Here is a 15,916-nt window from a genome sequence, read left to right as displayed (position 1 = left end):
CGCGCTTCCTGCCTGGGACAGGCGGGGACGCCGCCGGCCGATGAGCCCCCCGCCCCCGGCGGAGGACGTCCCCCAGCTCGACCCGCGCGCGCGCGCCCTGCTCTGGGGCGCGATCGCGCTCTGCGTGGGGATCGAGCTGGTGCTGCAAGCCGCCGATCACGGTCTGATCGGCGACCGGCGCTGGCGCGGGCTGGCCTATGATTACGGCGCGTTCTGGTCGCAGCTGCTGCGCGGCTGGCGGCCGAACTACGCGGCCCAGCCCTGGACGATGTTCGCCAGCTACGCGGTGCTGCATGGCGGGCTCTGGCACCTGACCTTCAACATGGTCACGCTGTGGTCGCTGGGCCGCGCGGTGGCCGAGCGGGCGGGCGCGGGCGGGCTGGCCTCGCTACTCGCCGGGGGGACGCTGGGGGGCGCGGTGGGCCATGGGCTGCTCTCGGCGGCGCCGGTGCCGATGGTGGGGGCGTCGGGGGCGCTGTTCGGGCTGGCGGGCGCGCTTCTGGTCTGGGCCTGGGCCGACCGGCGCGACGCGCGCGAGACGCAGCGCCCGGTGATCGTGGCGGCGCTGGTGCTGGTGGGGATCAACCTGGTGATGTGGTGGGCGCTCAAGGGCCAGCTGGCCTGGCAGGCCCATCTGGGCGGCTTCGTCGCGGGCGCGGCCCTGGCGCCGAGGCGGCGGGGCTGACGGCGGGGCCGCGACGAACCGGACCCCCTGGGCCGATTTCATGTCAGCGTAACGTCAGGCCCGCCGCCGCGCGGCCCTGGCCTCCGGTCGCATCGTTCCGAACGAGGTCTGCTTTGGGCGAGACCCCACGATTTCGGGAGGGGTATCGAAATGAAGATTGCCACAACGACCACGCGCGTCTGCATGCTGGCCGCCGGGGCGGCGGCCGCCGAGACCTTCAGCGGCGGCGTCCTCGGCCGCGGGACTGGCGACACCACCATGATGCCGGTCTCCGAGACCCTGATCGTCATGAAGACCGACGCCATGTACGAAAGCTTCGAGGTCGCGCCGGGCCATCCGCTGGAGGGGGCGAGCGGACCCTGCTTCGGCGCGGTCGAGATCAAGGCCGGGGCGGTGACGGGGAGCGGCCGCTGCGTCTACGACACCGCCTCGGGCGACAAGGCCGTGATGATGTGGCAGGCGACCGGCCTGAGCGAGAACGGCGCGCTGACCGGCGAATGGAGCATCTCGGGCGGCACCGGCGCCTGGGCCACGGCCACCGGGAGCGGCGGCTTCTCGTCGCTCACCGATCCGGAGACGGGCAAGTTCGTCAACACGATCTCCGGCGATATCGTCATGGAGTAGGATCGCCCTCCGCGACGGGCGGGGTGCGTGCTCCCGGTCGGGGCCTGGCGGGACCGGCGCGTGGACACTGGGCCCGCTGATCGCGGCCGGGCCGATGCGGGTGGGGATCGGCCCGGTGATGCGGCCCGGTGATGCGGTGGGCGTTGGACGGCCGGCTGGCCTGACGCATCTCCAATCGCTCACAAGGCCCTACATGAAACACCTGATCCTGGGCCTTGCCCTTCTGGCCGCCCCCGCCTCCGCGGGCACCGTCGCGATCGAAGCCTACGAGCAGGGCGGGGCCGTTGTGTTCTCCGGCAGCGGCAGCATCGACATCACGGGGCTCGGACCAGCGTCGTCCTTCACGGCCTCAAGCGATGACGGGCGCAGCCAGTCCAACCTCGTCTCCGGCCTGCCGGCCGGAACCCATGCCTCCTTCTCAACCCTCGTCTTCCCGTTCCAGCCGCTCAACGGCGGCTCCTTCACTTTCGACGTCGCAGGGGATCCGTTCTTCTTCCAGTCGAACGGCCCCAACGGCAACGGCTACGTCTCGGTCGAAAGCGGCTATGCCAGCGGCGACCCGATCGACTTCACCTGGACCGCGACACGGCAGACCCTGTCCGGCCTCGACCTGAACTTCGGGACCCTGGCCGCGTTCGGCGGCAACACCGTCACCCTCAGCGAGGGCGCGCCCCCGGTCCCGCTGCAAGCGGCGAGCTGGCTGCTGCTGGCCGGGGCGGGCGTGCTTTGGGGCCTGCGCCGCCAGAGGGGCTGAGCCCCGATCCTTCCGCGAAGGATCGAGAAAGGGATTTCAGCGAAATCCCTTGCCCTCCGCCCGCCTTGCCTCACCCCGCCAAACCCTCCAAAAGGCCCGCCAAGCCCGGGGGGACCCATGACCAAGACCCATCTCATCGTCAGCGGCGTCGCCCGTAGCGGCACCACCGCTCTCGCCGAACTCCTCAACAGCCATGGCCAGGTCGTCATCGGCATCGAGCGCTACAAGTTCCGCTACCTGCGCGAGAACGTCTACGACCCCGTCTTCTTCGAGCGGGACCGCTTCTTCGACTTCCAGGAAGACGACACCAATCTGCGCCCCGAGGCCCGCCCCGCCTGGGCTCCGGTCTATGACCGCATCGCCGAGAAATGGGACACGGCCCGGGTCGTCGGCGACAAGGTGCCCGACCTGACCCCGGTGCTGGAAGACTTCCTCGACGCCCAGCCCGCCACCCGCTGCCTCTATATCCTGCGCAACCTCAAGGATGTCGGCCTGTCCTGGCAGACCCGCGCAGACAAGCCGCGGGACAAGTGGCCCCAGGGCAAGCATTTCGGCGCCGCCTGCGAAAGCTGGGAGGAGCAGATGGCCGGGCTCCAGGCGCTGTTCGACACCCGCCCCGAGATCAAGGAGCGGTTCCTGCTGATCGATTACGACCAGATCTACCGCCCCGAGACGCCGACCGAGGCCGCGATCCTGAACTTCCTCGGGCTCGACCCCGATCCGGCCTTCTCCGCGACGCTGGAGAAGCACCGCGCCTTCGCCGCCGGCCGGCCCGAGCGCAAGGTGCCGCCCGAATGGGCCGAGGCCTACAAGGCCGTCGACCAGGCCGCCGCCCGGGGCCTGCGCAAGGAAGCCCGCCTCCAGACCGCCCGCTGGGCCGCCGCCTGATATGGCCGTGCCCCCCCGCCTGCGCGCCCTCGCCAACCGGCTGCTGCCCAAGGCCGTGGGCTATGTCGACCGTTTCGACATCGACCGCGTGGCGGGCTGGGCCGTGGACCCCGCCGAGCCGGGCCGCCCCGCGCGGCTGACGCTGCATGTGGACGGGCGCCACGAGATGAACGTGCTGGCCAACCTGCCGCGCGACGATGTGGCCCAGACCGGGGCCGCGCCGCTCAATTGCGGCTTCGACGCGGCCCTGCCCGCGCGGCTGCGCGACGGGGCGGCGCATAAGCTGGAGTTGCGGCTCGAACGCGACGGCACGCTCCTGCGCGGCGGGCGGCTGAAGCTCAGCGCCGGCGACGCCGCGCTCGTCCCCGCCCCGTGGTCCGCCAGCCCGCTCGACGGGCTGTGCTGGTTCGACCGCGACCGGGGCGCGGTGACCGGCTGGGCCACCGGCACCGGCCATGTGGAGCTGGCCTGGAACGACGGCGCCGCCACCCGCATCACCCTCGACCGGGAGGTGCCGGGCTTCGGCGCCTCCAGCCAGCACGGCTTTTCGGTCCCCGTCCCGCCCGAGCTGCGCGGCGGCGGCACCCATCTCGCCCATGTCACCGTCGAGGGCGGCCCGCTCCAGGGCAGCCCCCTGCGCGTCAGCCTGACAGGCGACCGGCCTGTGCTGACGCTCACCCCCGCGACGGGCCGCCGCCTGGAGATCACCGCCCGCGACGCCACCGGAACGGCGGTGGCGCCCGAGGTCACGGTCCTGGCCGAAGGCGCGGCCCTCGACGCCGAGACCGAGGGCCTGACCCTCACCGTCACCCTGCCCCCCGAGGCGCGCCATCTGGTCGTGACCGACACGGACGGCGCCGTGCTCGCCCGCCGGGTCGTCACCCCCGGCCACGCGCTGGAGGACTGGTCGGCGGACCTGCCCGCCCCGGAACTGGACGCGGCCCGCCTGGACGAGGACCTGTGCGACCGCGCCCGCGCCGCCTTCGACGCCTTCCGCGACGATCCCGACGACCGCTTCGATCCCGCCTGGGTCGCCGCGACGATGGGCCTGCCCGAGGGCACGCTCCCCGAGGACGTGCTGCACGAGTGGCGGGAGGAGGGCATCGCCCAGGGCGTCCCCCCCGGCCCCGGCATCGACGAGCAGGCGGCCCGCGCGCTGCATCCCGCGCTCGCCCGCGCCATCGACGAGGGCCGCCTGCCCTCGGCCTTCGCCGCCGAGCTGGTGCTGGGCCGCGGCGCCATGGGCAGCCTGACGGGCCTCGCCCGCGCCCACCGCCCCGTGGGCCGCGCCGACCCGCCGCCCGTGCCCGCGGAGCCGCCCGCGACCGACCTACCGCTGCCCTCCGACTGGCAGACGCCCGCCGAGGGCATCTATACCGCCTGGCTCGCCCGCCTCTCCGAGGCCGACCGCGCCCGGGCGCTCGCCGACGAGCGAGCGATGCGCCGCGACGTGGCCACCACGCCGCTGGCCCGCCGCCCCCTGGTCTCGATCATCATGCCCAGCTGGAACCGCGCCTTCACCATCGCGGAGGCCATCCAATCCGTGCTGGAGCAGAGCTACGACAATTGGGAGCTGCTGGTCTGCGACGACGCCTCCGAGGACCGGACGGCCGATGTGGTGCGCGGCATGGACGACCCGCGCATCCGCTACATGCGCTTCCTCAAGTCGAACGGCGCAGGGGCCAGGAACAACGGCCTCCGTTTCGCGCGCGGCGAAATAATTGCCTATCTGGACAGCGACAACCTCTGGCACCCGCTCTTCCTCGACCGGATGCTGCGCGCGCTGGAGGCGCGGCCCGGCACGCCCATCGCCTATTCCGCCTATCTCGACACCGAGACCATCGGCGCCCGCGTCCACCTGCAGGAGGTCTCGCGCCCCGCTTTCCGGCCCGTGCAGCTCTCGGGCAAGAACTTCATGGACCTCAATTCCATCGTCCATCACCGCCGGGTCTTCGACTGGCTGGGCGGCTTCGACGAGGCGCTGCCGCGGTTGCAGGACTGGGATCTGGCGCTGCGCTACAGCTCGATCTTCGGCGCGCATTATGTCGACCGGATCGGGGTCTATTACCGGCGCAACATCGCCTGGGGGCAGGTGACGCATACGCAGATGGGCTCCAACGCCCAAGCCCTGGTGGGGGAGAAGACCCGCGCCCGGCTGGCCGGAGACCATGACCGGCTGGCCATCGACTGGCCCGCGCCGCCGAAGACCACCGTCCTGCTGGCCCCGCCGCCCGGCCAGCGCGGGCTCGATACGGGCGATATCGCCCTGGCCCGCAGCCTCGCCGATCTGGCCCGCGAACTGGGCCCCGTCGACTGCGTGGCGGTGGGCGAGGCCGAGGGCTTCGCCGCCCTGCCCCCCGCGCTCCTGGACGAGCCCGCCCGGCTCTCGGCGGCGCTGGCGCCGCATGTGGCCCAGGGCGCGGTGGTGGCCGTGGGCCCGGCGCGCGCGCTGCTGCGTGCCTTGCCCGATCTCGACCCGGCCCGCACCCTGACCCTGGACCAGGCGCTGCCGGGCACGATGCTGGTGCCGCTGGCGGACGCGGCCCAGGCCCTGCCGCTGGGCGCCGTGCCGCTGACCTCCAGCCCGGGCGCGGCGCCGTCCCAGCCGGGATTTCTGGTGCTGGGCCTGCGCCGGGACGCGGGCCATGCCGCACGGCTGCAGGCGCTGCGCCAGGCGGCGGACCGGATCGGCGTCACGCTCCAGACCGCCGCCCGCGGCCCCGCGGATCTCGCGCTCCACCCCAGCCTGATGCTGGTCCTGCGGGAGCTGTCGGATCTCGACCCTTACGAGTTCGCCCTGCTCCAGGCGCTGAAGGCGCGCGGCGTTCCGCTGGCCGTCCCGCCCGAGGCGGATCCGGCGGGCTTCGGCAACCAGTGGATCGAGGCGCGCGCGGCCTTCAGCCTGAGCCGCACCGATCCCGACTGGGTCTTCGAGAAGACGGCCAAGCTGCTCTCGGATGCGGGCACCCTCGCGCGCCTGTCGGAGCGCGCCGCCACCTCCCACGCCATCGCCTTCCACCCGGCACTGGCGCGCGAGCGGCTGGCCCATGCGCTCTGGTGGGTGCTGGCGCGGTGAGCGCCCCCAGTCGCATCGTGCCCCTGCTGGCAGAAGGCGTCCTGGCCGTCGAGGGCACTGCCGCGCCGAGCTTGAGCGCGGGCGCGGCGCAGCCCCTGCCCGCCCCGGGCCGCTACCTGGTCGAGCCGCTCCCCGAGGCCCCGCTCACCGTCACCCTGGACGAACGCTCCGTCACGATCCGCCCCGGCGGCTGGTCTGGAGAGCTGGGTCCGTCCCGCGGCGGCCGCGTCACCGGCCGCGCCCGGGACGATCTGGACCCCGGCCGCGACGTGACCGTGCTGGCTCTGGCGACCGGCGGCGTGGTCGCCCGGGCCACGGCGCGCGCCGCCGATGGCGGCCGCTTCACCCTCGACCTGCCCGCCACGGTGGCCCGCGCCCCCTACCGCACCCGGCTGACCATCGGGATTGCGGGCTCCGACCATGTGCTGGGCCGCGTCGATGCGGGCCGCCCGCCCCGCGCTTGGGGCCCCGCCCCCGAGGCGCCGCGTCTCCGGATCAAGATCTCCACCCCCAACCTGCGCGAGGCGCCGCTCTGGGGGGACAGCCATTTCGCCGCCTCTCTGGCCGCCGCCTTCGAGCGGCTGGGCCGGCCGGTGGGCGTCGACTGCATGGATGCCTGGTACGGCCGTACCGCCCCCGAGGACGCGGTGCTGGTCATCCGCGGGCGCCAGCCGGTGCAGCTCGATCCGGGCAAGATCAACCTGATGTGGCTGATCTCCCATCCCGACCGGGTGGAGGACGCGGAATACGCGCAATACGACCGCGTCTTCGTCGCCTCCGACATCTATGCCGCGCATCTGAAGGACCGCGGCCTGCCCCATGTGGAGGTGCTGCACCAGGCCACCGATGCGGTGCTTTTCGGCGGCGTGGCGCCGCCCGAGACGCGCCGCAGCGCGCCCGTCTTCGTCGGCAATTCCCGGCGCGAATACCGCACCATGGTCAAATGGTGCGTGGAGCAGGGCGTGCCGCTGGACCTCTATGGCGGGGGCTGGGACGGGGTGCTGCCCCCGGGCTATCTGCGCGCGCCCTCGGTCGCCAACCGGGACCTGCCGGCGCTCTATGCGGCGCATGGGCTGCTGCTCAACGACCACTGGGATTCGATGCGGGATAACGGGTTTCTGTCGAACCGGCTGTTCGACGGCTCGGCCACCGGCACGCCGATCCTGACCGATCCGGTCGCGGGGCTTGAGGCCGTCTTCGGCGACACCATCGCCACCGCCTCCGAGCCGGAGGCCTTCGCCGAGATCATCCGCTCCTGCCTGGACGACCCCACGCCCTTCCTCGCCCGCGCCGCCCGCGCCCGCGAGATCGTGCTGGGCGCCCACACTTTCGACCACCGCGCCGCCACCCTGGCGGCGGCGGTGGACCGGATCGCGGCGGGGTGAGCACCGATCCGGCCGAAGATCGGCAAAAGGTCCATTCGGCGGGCCGACACACAGCCATCGCGAAACCACTCTCCCGCTGTCATGTGCCGTGACCGGATCGTCCCATGAGACGGGAGATGGACGGCACTCTGCGCATCGACGGATCCCCCCGGTAAGGTCTTTCCATGAAGCCGCCGTGATGTCTGTTCTGTTTCGCCGGACGGAGTGAACGTGCTCGGGGATCTGGCGTGACAGAGCCTGACGGCGCGGATCGCGGACAGGATCTTCGTCGCCCAAGGCGATCGGCCGGGGGCCCATACCGGAGAGGACGCCCTCCTCGTGCCTGACGCAGGCCAACAAGATGTGGAGCCCCGCAACATGCGGACCCGGTCTCTGTCGAAGTTGGTCGCGGCCGGCCGATGCCCGCATCGCGCAGGGACGCGCCCTGCTCACAGGCCCGGCCCCGCCCCAGCGGAAGATCGCGCGCCCCGCCTGTTCGACTGCCGGGAAATCCTTTGAAAATGGAGCGAAAAGTCGTCCCCTGGACGCAAACGGGGGCAATGGGGCATAACACCCATGGTTCAATCTATCCCGGCCCGATGTCGCGCATGCCCCCCGGACGGGGAGCGCCGAATTAGGGCCGCTTCGGTCGATCTGCGGATTTTCTACAGGCGAGATGTAACGGCGATATGACGACAGGCTACACGACAGGCGTATACGACCTCTTCCATATCGGTCATCTCAACCTGCTGCGGCGCGCCGCCGAGCAGTGCGACCGGCTGATCGTGGGCGTCACCTCCGATGAGCTGAGCTTCTCCCGCAAGAACAAGTACCCGATCATCCCCCTCAAAGAGCGGATGGAGATCGTCGGTGCGCTGCGCTTCGTCGATGAGGTCGTCGTGCAGGACGACATGGACAAGTTCGCCGCCTGGGAGCGCCACCACTTCGACAAGATGTTCGTCGGCGACGACTGGAAGGGCCATCCCAAATGGGTCGCCCTGGAGGAAAGGTTCCGCCCGCACGGGGTCGAGATCGTCTACTTCCCCTATACCGAGCATACCTCCAGCTCGCGGCTGCGCGAGGTACTCGACGCGATCGCGGCGCCGGGCCGCCCGCCGGAGCACCGGGCTGCAATCGGCTCATCGGGCCGTTGAGCATGCCGGACGCCCCCATGGACGCGCGCACCCGACAGGATCTCGACGCCTTCGCCGAGAAGTTCCGCACGGCTGAGTTGCACCTCGCCGAGACCCAGGGCTGGACGCTGTCGCTGCGCCCTGGCCAGCCCATGCTGGGCTCCATGGTGCTGAGCGTGCGCTCGGGCACCCGTGATCTCGCCCTGCTGACCCCCGAGGAGGCGGTCGGGATGGGCGCGGGGCTCGGATTGGCCGAACGGCTCGCCCGCGAGGTGTTCGGCGCGGTGCGGATCAACGTGCTGTGCCTGATGATGCAGGACCCGATCGTGCATTTCCATATCCTGCCCCGCTATGATCGCCCGGTTTCGGCGGCCGGGCGCGACTGGACGGACACCGATTGGCCCGGCCCCCCGCAGATCGCCGGAGATCCGGCCGAGGACGCGGTGCTTCATGCCTTGCGGGATACGCTGCGTGCTGCTTTGAAAGGCGACGGCTTCGGAATGGCCTAAAAGGCAGCGTCTCTATGTCCTACTCCTACGCATCCGCCTCGCCGCTGCGGAACGAGAGCCTCTACCTCATGTACAGGCGCTTCTTCCCGATTCCCGCCCCCTCCCAGAAGCTGACCCCCGTCAGCACCGCCCAGGAGATGCATGACTACATCGCGCAGCGGATGGGCGCGCTGGCCACGCAGGGCAAGATCGGGATCATGCTGTCGGGGGGCATGGATTCGGTCATGCTGGCCAAGTTCCTGCCCGAGGGCTCCATCGCCTACACGCTCGACTACGGCGAGGGGCAGGAGCAGCATTCCGAGTTCGCCGAGGCGGCCAAGGCGATCCCGCCCGGCGTCACCCACAAGAAGCTGTCCGTCACCCGCGAAGCCTATGCCGAGATGGCGCGAGAGCTGACGCTGCTCAAGCGCGAGCCCCTCGTCCCCCACGATCCCGCCTTCGGCATCGGCGCCCGCGTCGCGCGAGAGGATGGTATCACCCACATGGTCTATGGCGGCGGCGCCGATCCGCGCTTCGCCGGCTTTGCCCATTTCTACAAGGATCCGAGCTACGAGGGCGTGCGCAAGGCCATCATCAAGCAGTTCGTCGCACCCTGGCACGTGCTCAAGTCGCCCGCACCGGTCGACTGGGTCCTGGGCCATTTCACCGTAGGCAACCGCGTCGACGTGCGCGGCTTCCTCAACATCGTCGGGACCGAGGGACAGGCGGTGAGCGACACGCTCCGGGCCTGCGGGCTGACGCCCGTGGCCCCCCTGGCCGAGATGGTCTGGACCCACGAGTTCGACATCGCCGGGCGCGGGGGGAAGTATCCGCTGCGCGACCTCTTCAAGCTGATTTATCCGGGCAAGTCGCCCAACAAGAAGGCGCCCCTGCCTGTGCCCTACGGCGCCTGGATGAAAGGCTACGTTCCCGCCCGGCCCGAGTTCCGCACCGACAGGCTGCACTGGTTTGGCGGCAAGAACCTCTACCAGATCTACGCGTTAGAGCTCTATATGGATCTGCGCGACGCCCATGGCTGGGAGACGCCGCCGGGCGACCGGCTGATGGCCTGACGCCTGCGGTCAGTCGCGCTCCTGCGGGATCGGATCGGGGAACATCCTCTCCAGAAAGTCGATCATCGCCGCGAGCTCGACCTCGTAGTCGTCCTTGGTGAACTGGTCGTTGACGTTGAAGAAGAGCGGGCGTCGGTCGCTCACCTGCCGCATCCGCCCCCGCCAATCCCGCTCCGTCCCACCGACCAGAACCTGCATGTAGATCTTGTTGAAGATCCGCTCGACGACGCGGAAATCGCCCGCCGAACGGCCCTGCGCCACCTCGACGGCGGCCTCGGGCCGAAGCTTCATCATGTGGAAATAGGGATAGAGGAAGAGCGGGATGATATCCGCCTCGTCCCGGAAGCGGTGGCCGCGAGTCTGCGCGATCTCCTCGGCGAAGGTGGCCGCGAAGGCCTCGAACAGGGTCTTGCTGCGCAGTTGCGGCGCATGGGCGTAGTTGACGCCGGGCCTGAGGCCCATGCGGGCCTCGAAGAGATCGGCGTTGCGCGCGATCTGGCGCTGGTAGCGGGTCTTGGGCTTGGCCGAGACCCCGCCATGAAACACGAGATGCCCAGTCCCCGCCGCGCCCAGGATCTCGGCGGCGGTGACGGGCCGGCCGATGAAGAAGTCGTCGCTCAACCGCAGGAACGTCTCCGAAAGGCCGGGGATGCGATGCAGGCAGCTCTCGATGGCAAAGGTGTTGAAGTTCGGGAGCATCTCCGGGTCGGGGAAGATCTCCGCATGGGTGACGTGGCGGATGCGGTCGCCGTCGAATTCCAGCCAGTCGGGAACTTGGCCGTTGGTGACGATGTGGATGCGGCGCAGCCAGGGCGCGTTGTGCAGCAGCGCTCGCAGCGTGTAGCGCAGCTCGCCGTTGTCGCGATGGCGCGCGGCGGAGACGACAATCTTGCGGCCCTTCGCCCGCTCCGCCTTCAGAGCGGCGTCCTGGGAGGCGAGGAAAGCCGGGTCGGACCCATCCACCCACATGACGACCGCGTCGATGGGTTCGGAAATCAGCATTCGCGTCCTCTTCGTTCGGGGACCGGTCCTTGCGACGGAAGCTCCACGGACCGAACGCCTCTCCTCATGTCATACCGGCCGTCCCCATCGACTGGACAGCCGTCACTTCGGTTCCGCAAAGTCCTACGCGGCAAGCCTGCCAAGAGCAAGGCAAGCCAATGTGATACTGCCGCTACCGTGGGGTGAGCACCGGCCCGAAATCCGGCCAGTCCCAGGCCTCCGCCACCCGGCGCGCCGCGTCCTGCATCGCGCCCAGGCGCCCCGCGTCCTTGGCGTCGAGCACCGCGCGCAGCGCCGCCTCCAGCGCGGGCTCGCCGGCCTCGGCGTCATAGGTCAGCCCCGCCTCGGTGCCGCCGAGCACCTCGCGGGTCATGCCCACCGAGGGGATCACCGCCGGCACCCCGAAGCTGAGCGCCAGCATCAGCGAGCCGGAGGTCAGGATCCGCTGATAGGGATAGACCGCCACATCCGCCGCCCGGAAGAAAAGCTGCATCTCCAGGTCGGTGACGAAGCGGCGGGTGGCGCGGATGCGCGCCCGCTCGGCCGGGCTCAGCCCCTGGGTCACCTGAACCCAGACATCATCGACCATCTTTCCCGCGATCAGCAGCACCGCGCGCGGCCGCTCCGCCAGCAGGCGGCGGAAGACCTGGGCCAGCTGCTCGACCCCCTTGTAGGGCCGCACCTGCCCCGAGAACAGGATCACGTCCTCGTCCTCCGCCAGCCCCAGCTGGGCGCGGGCCTGGGCGCGGGTGACGAAATCGGAATAGGCGCCGACATAGCTGCCATGGCGCGAGACATGGGCCTTCTCGCGCGGGATCTCGAACACCTCCGCCACCTCGTCCACCGAGGCCGCGGAGTGGAAATGCAGCGCATGGGCCAGGGCGGCGATGCGGCTCGACATCTCCACCTCCAGCGCATGATGCGGGCTGTCATGGGAGACGATGTTGTGGATCGTCCAGACCAGGCGTCCGCCCTTCCGCACGAAGGCCTCGATCTTGGCCAGGAAGGCATCGACCTGCGCCCGCGCCTCGGCCGGATCCTCGATGTCGCGCAGCAAGAAGTTCAGCCAGTGCAGGTGGAAGGTCAGCAGGTCCGGCCGCTCCATCAGGTCGATCTGGCGCAGGGCCGCGTCGATATCCCCCGCGCAGATCTCGATCCGCTGGCGCGCGCTGCCGTAAAGCAGGTGCTGGTAAGGGTTCGAGCGCGAGTAGTCCGGCCAGAACAGCACCATCGGCGCCCCGTCCCGGCGCTTGTAGGTGACGCGGCGAGGCTCTTCGGGATCGGGAACATGCACGTCCCAGAACCGGTCGAGCCCCATCCGCGCCAGCGCCTCGCGCTGCACCCTGTAGGTGTTCTGCGTCTGGAAGCCTTCGTTGACGCTGGAGGTGTTCTGGCCGTGCCAGCGCCGCTGATAGAGCACCTCCTCGACATGGCGCATCCGGCCCACTTCGGAGAGCTTGAGGAAGACATCGTAATCGACCGCGTTGACGATGTCCTCGCGGAAGAGGCTCGTGCGCTCCCAGGCGGCGCGGCGGAACATGCGGAAGTGATGCACGATCGAGGTGATCATCATCTTCTCGTGGCTGTAGACCGGCCAGGCGTATTCGTCCTTGAGATACTGCCCCTCCGCATCGATCCGCTCGCAGGAGCCGTAGGCGCAGGCGAGACCCGGGTCGTCGTCGAGGGCCGCGACCAGGCGCGACACGGCGCCGGGCTTGAGACAGTCGTCGCTGTCGAGCTGGCCGATATAGGGCGCGCGCGACATCCGGATCGCCCGGTTGGAGGCAAAGCCGATGCCGCCGTTCTGGAACCGCTCCCAGCGGACCCGGGGTTCGTCCCCGTAGAGCTTTTCGAGCAGATCGGCCGTGCCGTCCTTCGATCCGTCATCGGCCAGGCAGACCTCCAGATCGGCGAAGTCCTGCTCCAGCACGCTGTCGACGGCGCGCTGGATATAGGCCGAGGCGTTGTAGGTCGGGATGTAGACGCTGACCCGGGGCACCTCGCCGCGCTTTTTGGGGGTCTTGCGATCCCAGGCATTGGGGCAGAGCGCGCGGTAGAGCGTGCGCTCCTCGCTGCCCGAGGGATCGGGTTCGATCCACGGCACGGTGAGGGGGGCGGTATAGGCGCCCGCCCGGATCAACCGGAAGACGAGCTCCTCGGCGGCGCAACGGGTGCTCTCGAACCGGGACTCGATCGGGCCCGCCCGCCGCAGGAGCGGCGCGGGCACCACCATGTTCAGCCCCAGCACGTCCCGAAACGGAAAGCGCGACAGCGGCTTGACCGGCATGAGCGAGAACGGGGTCGACAGGTCGCCCTCGTCGCGGGCCGGCATCAGCGGCTGAACCATCATGTCCGAGACGGCCGCGTAATGCAGCGCCCGGCGCAACATCAGCGGGTCCAGCACCACCGAGCCCGACAGAAACACCACCAGATCGGCCGCCTCGGCGATCTGCACGAGGCGGACGCGGGCGGCCATGTCGGTTACCGCCGCCCCCACCACATCGCCCTTGAGCGGCGCCGGAAAGGCCAGCGCCGCATCCGGGCGCGGGTCGAAGACGGTGACATGTAGCGCCGCCGAGATCCCCTCCTGCTCGGCCAGCATCCCCAGGAGTCGCGCGCTCTGCGCCCCGCCCCGGTCGGCGACGACCACATGGATGCGGCGGATCCGGTGCAGCATCTCCCCCGAGAGGCGCGCGGCCGCATCCTCCAGGAAGCGGGGCATGCCCGCGCTCATGCCCACCGGCGGGGGCAGGGCCAGGCCGGACGGGTAGGGCTTGGGATAGGCCGCCTCGGGGTCGAGCTGCCGGAACGGGCGGTGCAGCCGCGGATCGGCGCAGGACATGTAATCGGCCGGGATGTTGAAGGGCCCCGCCGGCAGGCCCATGCGGGCGCGGGCCTGGGCGATCTGGTCGGCATAGATCTCGTAGATCCCAGGCGGCAGCTTGGGATGGTACTTGATGCTGTCGAGCAGGCGCTCGGCGCCGATCAGGTCGCCGCGGGCCAGCCGGGCCAGCACGACCTGGGCGCGGACCCAGGGGTTGCGGGGGGCGGCGCGGACGGCTTGTGGGATGTCGGCTGCCTCATCCAGACCCGCGACAGCGAAGAGGGCTCCGAAATCGTCCATGATCGCTATCCCTTCGCCCCCTGGCCGCGGGCATAGACGTCGTCGTAGCGGGTGATGTCGTCTTCGCCCAGATAGCGCCCGGTCTGCACCTCGATGAGGACCATGGGAACCTTTCCCGGGTTCTCCATGCGGTGGACGGCGCCCAGCGGGATGTAGACCGACTGATTTTCGGTCACGAGCTTCACATCTCCATCGACGGTGACACGGGCCGTGCCCTCGACCACGATCCAATGCTCGGAACGGTGGACATGGCTTTGCAGCGACAGCGCCGCGCCCGGCGTCACCACGATGCGCTTCACCTGGAAGCGGTCGCCCACGGCGAGGCTCTCGTACCAGCCCCAGGGGCGGTAGTCGCGGGGCAGGGTCTCGGCCTGGGGGACGCCCTTTTCCTTGAGCCGGGCGACGGCGGCCTTGACCTCCTGGGAGCGCGCGCGGTCTGCGATCAGCACCGCGTCGGGCGTCGCCACCGCGATCACGTCCTTGAGGCCGATGCCGACGATCTCCAGCGCGTCCGATTCCGAGCGCAGCAATGTGTCGTCGCAATCGAGCGCGGTGGCGGGGCCCTGACGCACGACGCCCCGCTCGTCCGGGTTGCCCTCCCGCAGGATCGCGTCCCAGTCGCCCAGATCGGACCAGGCGCCGCCATAGGGCAGCACCGAGAGGTTGTCGGCCTTCTCCATCACCGCGTAGTCGATCGAGATGTCCTCCAGCACGTCCCAGGCCGCGGCGTCGAGCCGGGTGAAGGAGAGATCGGTCGCGGCCCCCGCCACGGCCGCGCGCACCGCGGCCAGCATCGCGGGCTGATGGGTCTCGAAGGCGGCGATCAGGGTGCCCGCGGTGAACAGGAAGATGCCGGCGTTCCACAGATAGCGGCCATCGGCCAGCATCCGCTGGGCTTCGGCCAGGGCGGGCTTTTCCACGAAGCCCTTGAGCGGCACCGGGGCCGTGGCCTCGGTCGCCTGCTCCAACTCCAGCCAGCCATAGCCCGTCTCGGGGCGGTCGGGGCGGATGCCGAAGGTGACGATACGGCCTTCCAGGGCGGCGGGCAGCGCCGCGCGGACCGCGTCGCGGAAGCCCGCATCGTCGCCCATCACATGGTCGGAGGGGGCGACCAGCATCGCCGCATCCGGATCCTCGGCGGCCAGGTGCAGCGCGGCGGCCAGGATGGCGGGGGCGGTGTTGCGGGCGGCGGGCTCGATCAGGATGGCGCCGGCCTGCGTCTCGACCCCGGCCAACTGCTCGGTGACGACGAAGCGGAAATCGCCGCCCGTGACCACCACGGGCGCGGCGAAGCCAGGCCCCGTCAGGCGCAGGGCCGAGGCCTGGAACAGGCTCTGATCGCCCAGCATGTTGGTGAATTGCTTGGGATAACTCTTGCGGGAGACCGGCCAGAGGCGCGTCCCCGCCCCGCCGCACAGAAGGATCGGATGGACGGTCGTGTCGCTCATGGGCGGGCCTCTCTCGCATGCGGCCTCTGCGGGGAATGCGATGGATGCATCGACGTCGTAGGCTCGCAGATCATTGAATTTTTTTACAAATCAGGGCCTCGAGCGCCAATACGCGTCGCCCGGGGCCCGGTCCTCGGCATCGGAAGCGGTGCTATTGGAAAGCGCGCGCCGTGCCAAGTACGTTACCCTGTAGGCGCCTTGCTCCGGCGGGGGCACGCCTGTAGCGTCACGCGTCAACGAATCCGCAGGCGCAACGG

The 15,916-nt window shown here is 70.4% G+C and carries 12 protein-coding genes; 9 read left to right on the top strand and 3 right to left on the bottom strand.

All coding sequences use genetic code 11. From position 1 onward, the window contains the following. Positions 1-40: 40 nt before the first annotated feature. The 9 genes from DTQ71_RS20245 (at position 41) to DTQ71_RS20205 (ending at position 10,085) form a co-directional block, all read left to right on the top strand. Positions 41-685 carry a rhomboid family intramembrane serine protease gene (locus DTQ71_RS20245; protein WP_109566116.1) on the top strand — a complete coding sequence of 215 codons (645 nt, stop codon included), beginning with the start codon at positions 41-43 and terminating at the stop codon, positions 683-685. Between the two features lie 150 nt (positions 686-835). Then, positions 836-1,309 carry a hypothetical protein gene (locus DTQ71_RS20240; RefSeq protein WP_109566115.1) on the top strand — a complete coding sequence of 158 codons (474 nt, stop codon included), beginning with the start codon at positions 836-838 and terminating at the stop codon, positions 1,307-1,309. Positions 1,310-1,502: 193 nt separating this feature from the next. Next, positions 1,503-2,063, top strand: a complete 561-nt coding sequence (locus DTQ71_RS20235) for a VPLPA-CTERM sorting domain-containing protein (protein WP_146204910.1) — start codon at positions 1,503-1,505, stop codon at positions 2,061-2,063. A gap of 117 nt (positions 2,064-2,180) precedes the next feature. After that, entirely contained in the window at positions 2,181-2,951 is a 771-nt protein-coding gene (locus DTQ71_RS20230) for a sulfotransferase (RefSeq protein WP_109566113.1), read from the top strand. A 1-nt stretch (position 2,952) separates the two neighbouring features. After that, complete coding sequence (locus DTQ71_RS24705) at positions 2,953-6,027, top strand: glycosyltransferase family A protein (protein ID WP_109566112.1); 3,075 nt, start codon at positions 2,953-2,955, stop codon at positions 6,025-6,027. Then, positions 6,024-7,412, top strand: coding sequence for a CgeB family protein (locus DTQ71_RS20220; RefSeq protein ID WP_109566111.1), 1,389 nt, complete (start codon positions 6,024-6,026; stop codon positions 7,410-7,412). The genes DTQ71_RS24705 and DTQ71_RS20220 overlap by 4 nt, the downstream gene beginning before the upstream one ends. A 668-nt stretch (positions 7,413-8,080) precedes the next feature. Next, positions 8,081-8,545: an FAD synthase family protein gene (locus DTQ71_RS20215; protein ID WP_109566110.1), complete on the top strand. Its 465-nt coding sequence runs from the start codon at positions 8,081-8,083 to the stop codon at positions 8,543-8,545. A gap of 17 nt (positions 8,546-8,562) precedes the next feature. Further along, positions 8,563-9,033: an HIT family protein gene (locus DTQ71_RS20210; RefSeq protein ID WP_146204909.1), complete on the top strand. Its 471-nt coding sequence runs from the start codon at positions 8,563-8,565 to the stop codon at positions 9,031-9,033. A 14-nt stretch (positions 9,034-9,047) separates the two neighbouring features. Next, the gene (locus DTQ71_RS20205; protein WP_109566108.1) at positions 9,048-10,085 is read left to right on the top strand and encodes an asparagine synthase-related protein; all 1,038 of its coding nucleotides are present in this window, start codon (positions 9,048-9,050) and stop codon (positions 10,083-10,085) included. A 9-nt stretch (positions 10,086-10,094) separates the two neighbouring features. Here DTQ71_RS20205 and DTQ71_RS20200 read toward each other — a convergent pair whose 3' ends face one another. The 3 genes from DTQ71_RS20200 to DTQ71_RS20190 all read right to left on the bottom strand — a co-directional run bounded on the left by DTQ71_RS20200 (position 10,095) and on the right by DTQ71_RS20190 (position 15,659). After that, positions 10,095-11,087 carry a stealth conserved region 3 domain-containing protein gene (locus DTQ71_RS20200; protein WP_109566107.1) on the bottom strand — a complete coding sequence of 331 codons (993 nt, stop codon included), beginning with the start codon at positions 11,085-11,087 and terminating at the stop codon, positions 10,095-10,097. 172 nt (positions 11,088-11,259) lie between these two features. Next, positions 11,260-14,211, bottom strand: coding sequence for a glycosyltransferase (locus DTQ71_RS20195; protein WP_109566106.1), 2,952 nt, complete (start codon positions 14,209-14,211; stop codon positions 11,260-11,262). Positions 14,212-14,216: 5 nt separating this feature from the next. Further along, complete coding sequence (locus DTQ71_RS20190; protein WP_109566105.1) at positions 14,217-15,659, bottom strand: mannose-1-phosphate guanylyltransferase/mannose-6-phosphate isomerase; 1,443 nt, start codon at positions 15,657-15,659, stop codon at positions 14,217-14,219. Between the last annotated feature and the right edge of the window lie 257 nt (positions 15,660-15,916).

Origin of the sequence: Jannaschia seohaensis (assembly GCF_900116765.1) — a bacterium.
GTDB classification, from domain to species: Bacteria; Pseudomonadota; Alphaproteobacteria; order Rhodobacterales; family Rhodobacteraceae; genus Jannaschia; species Jannaschia seohaensis.
This window is presented reverse-complemented; position numbering and strand designations above follow the sequence as displayed.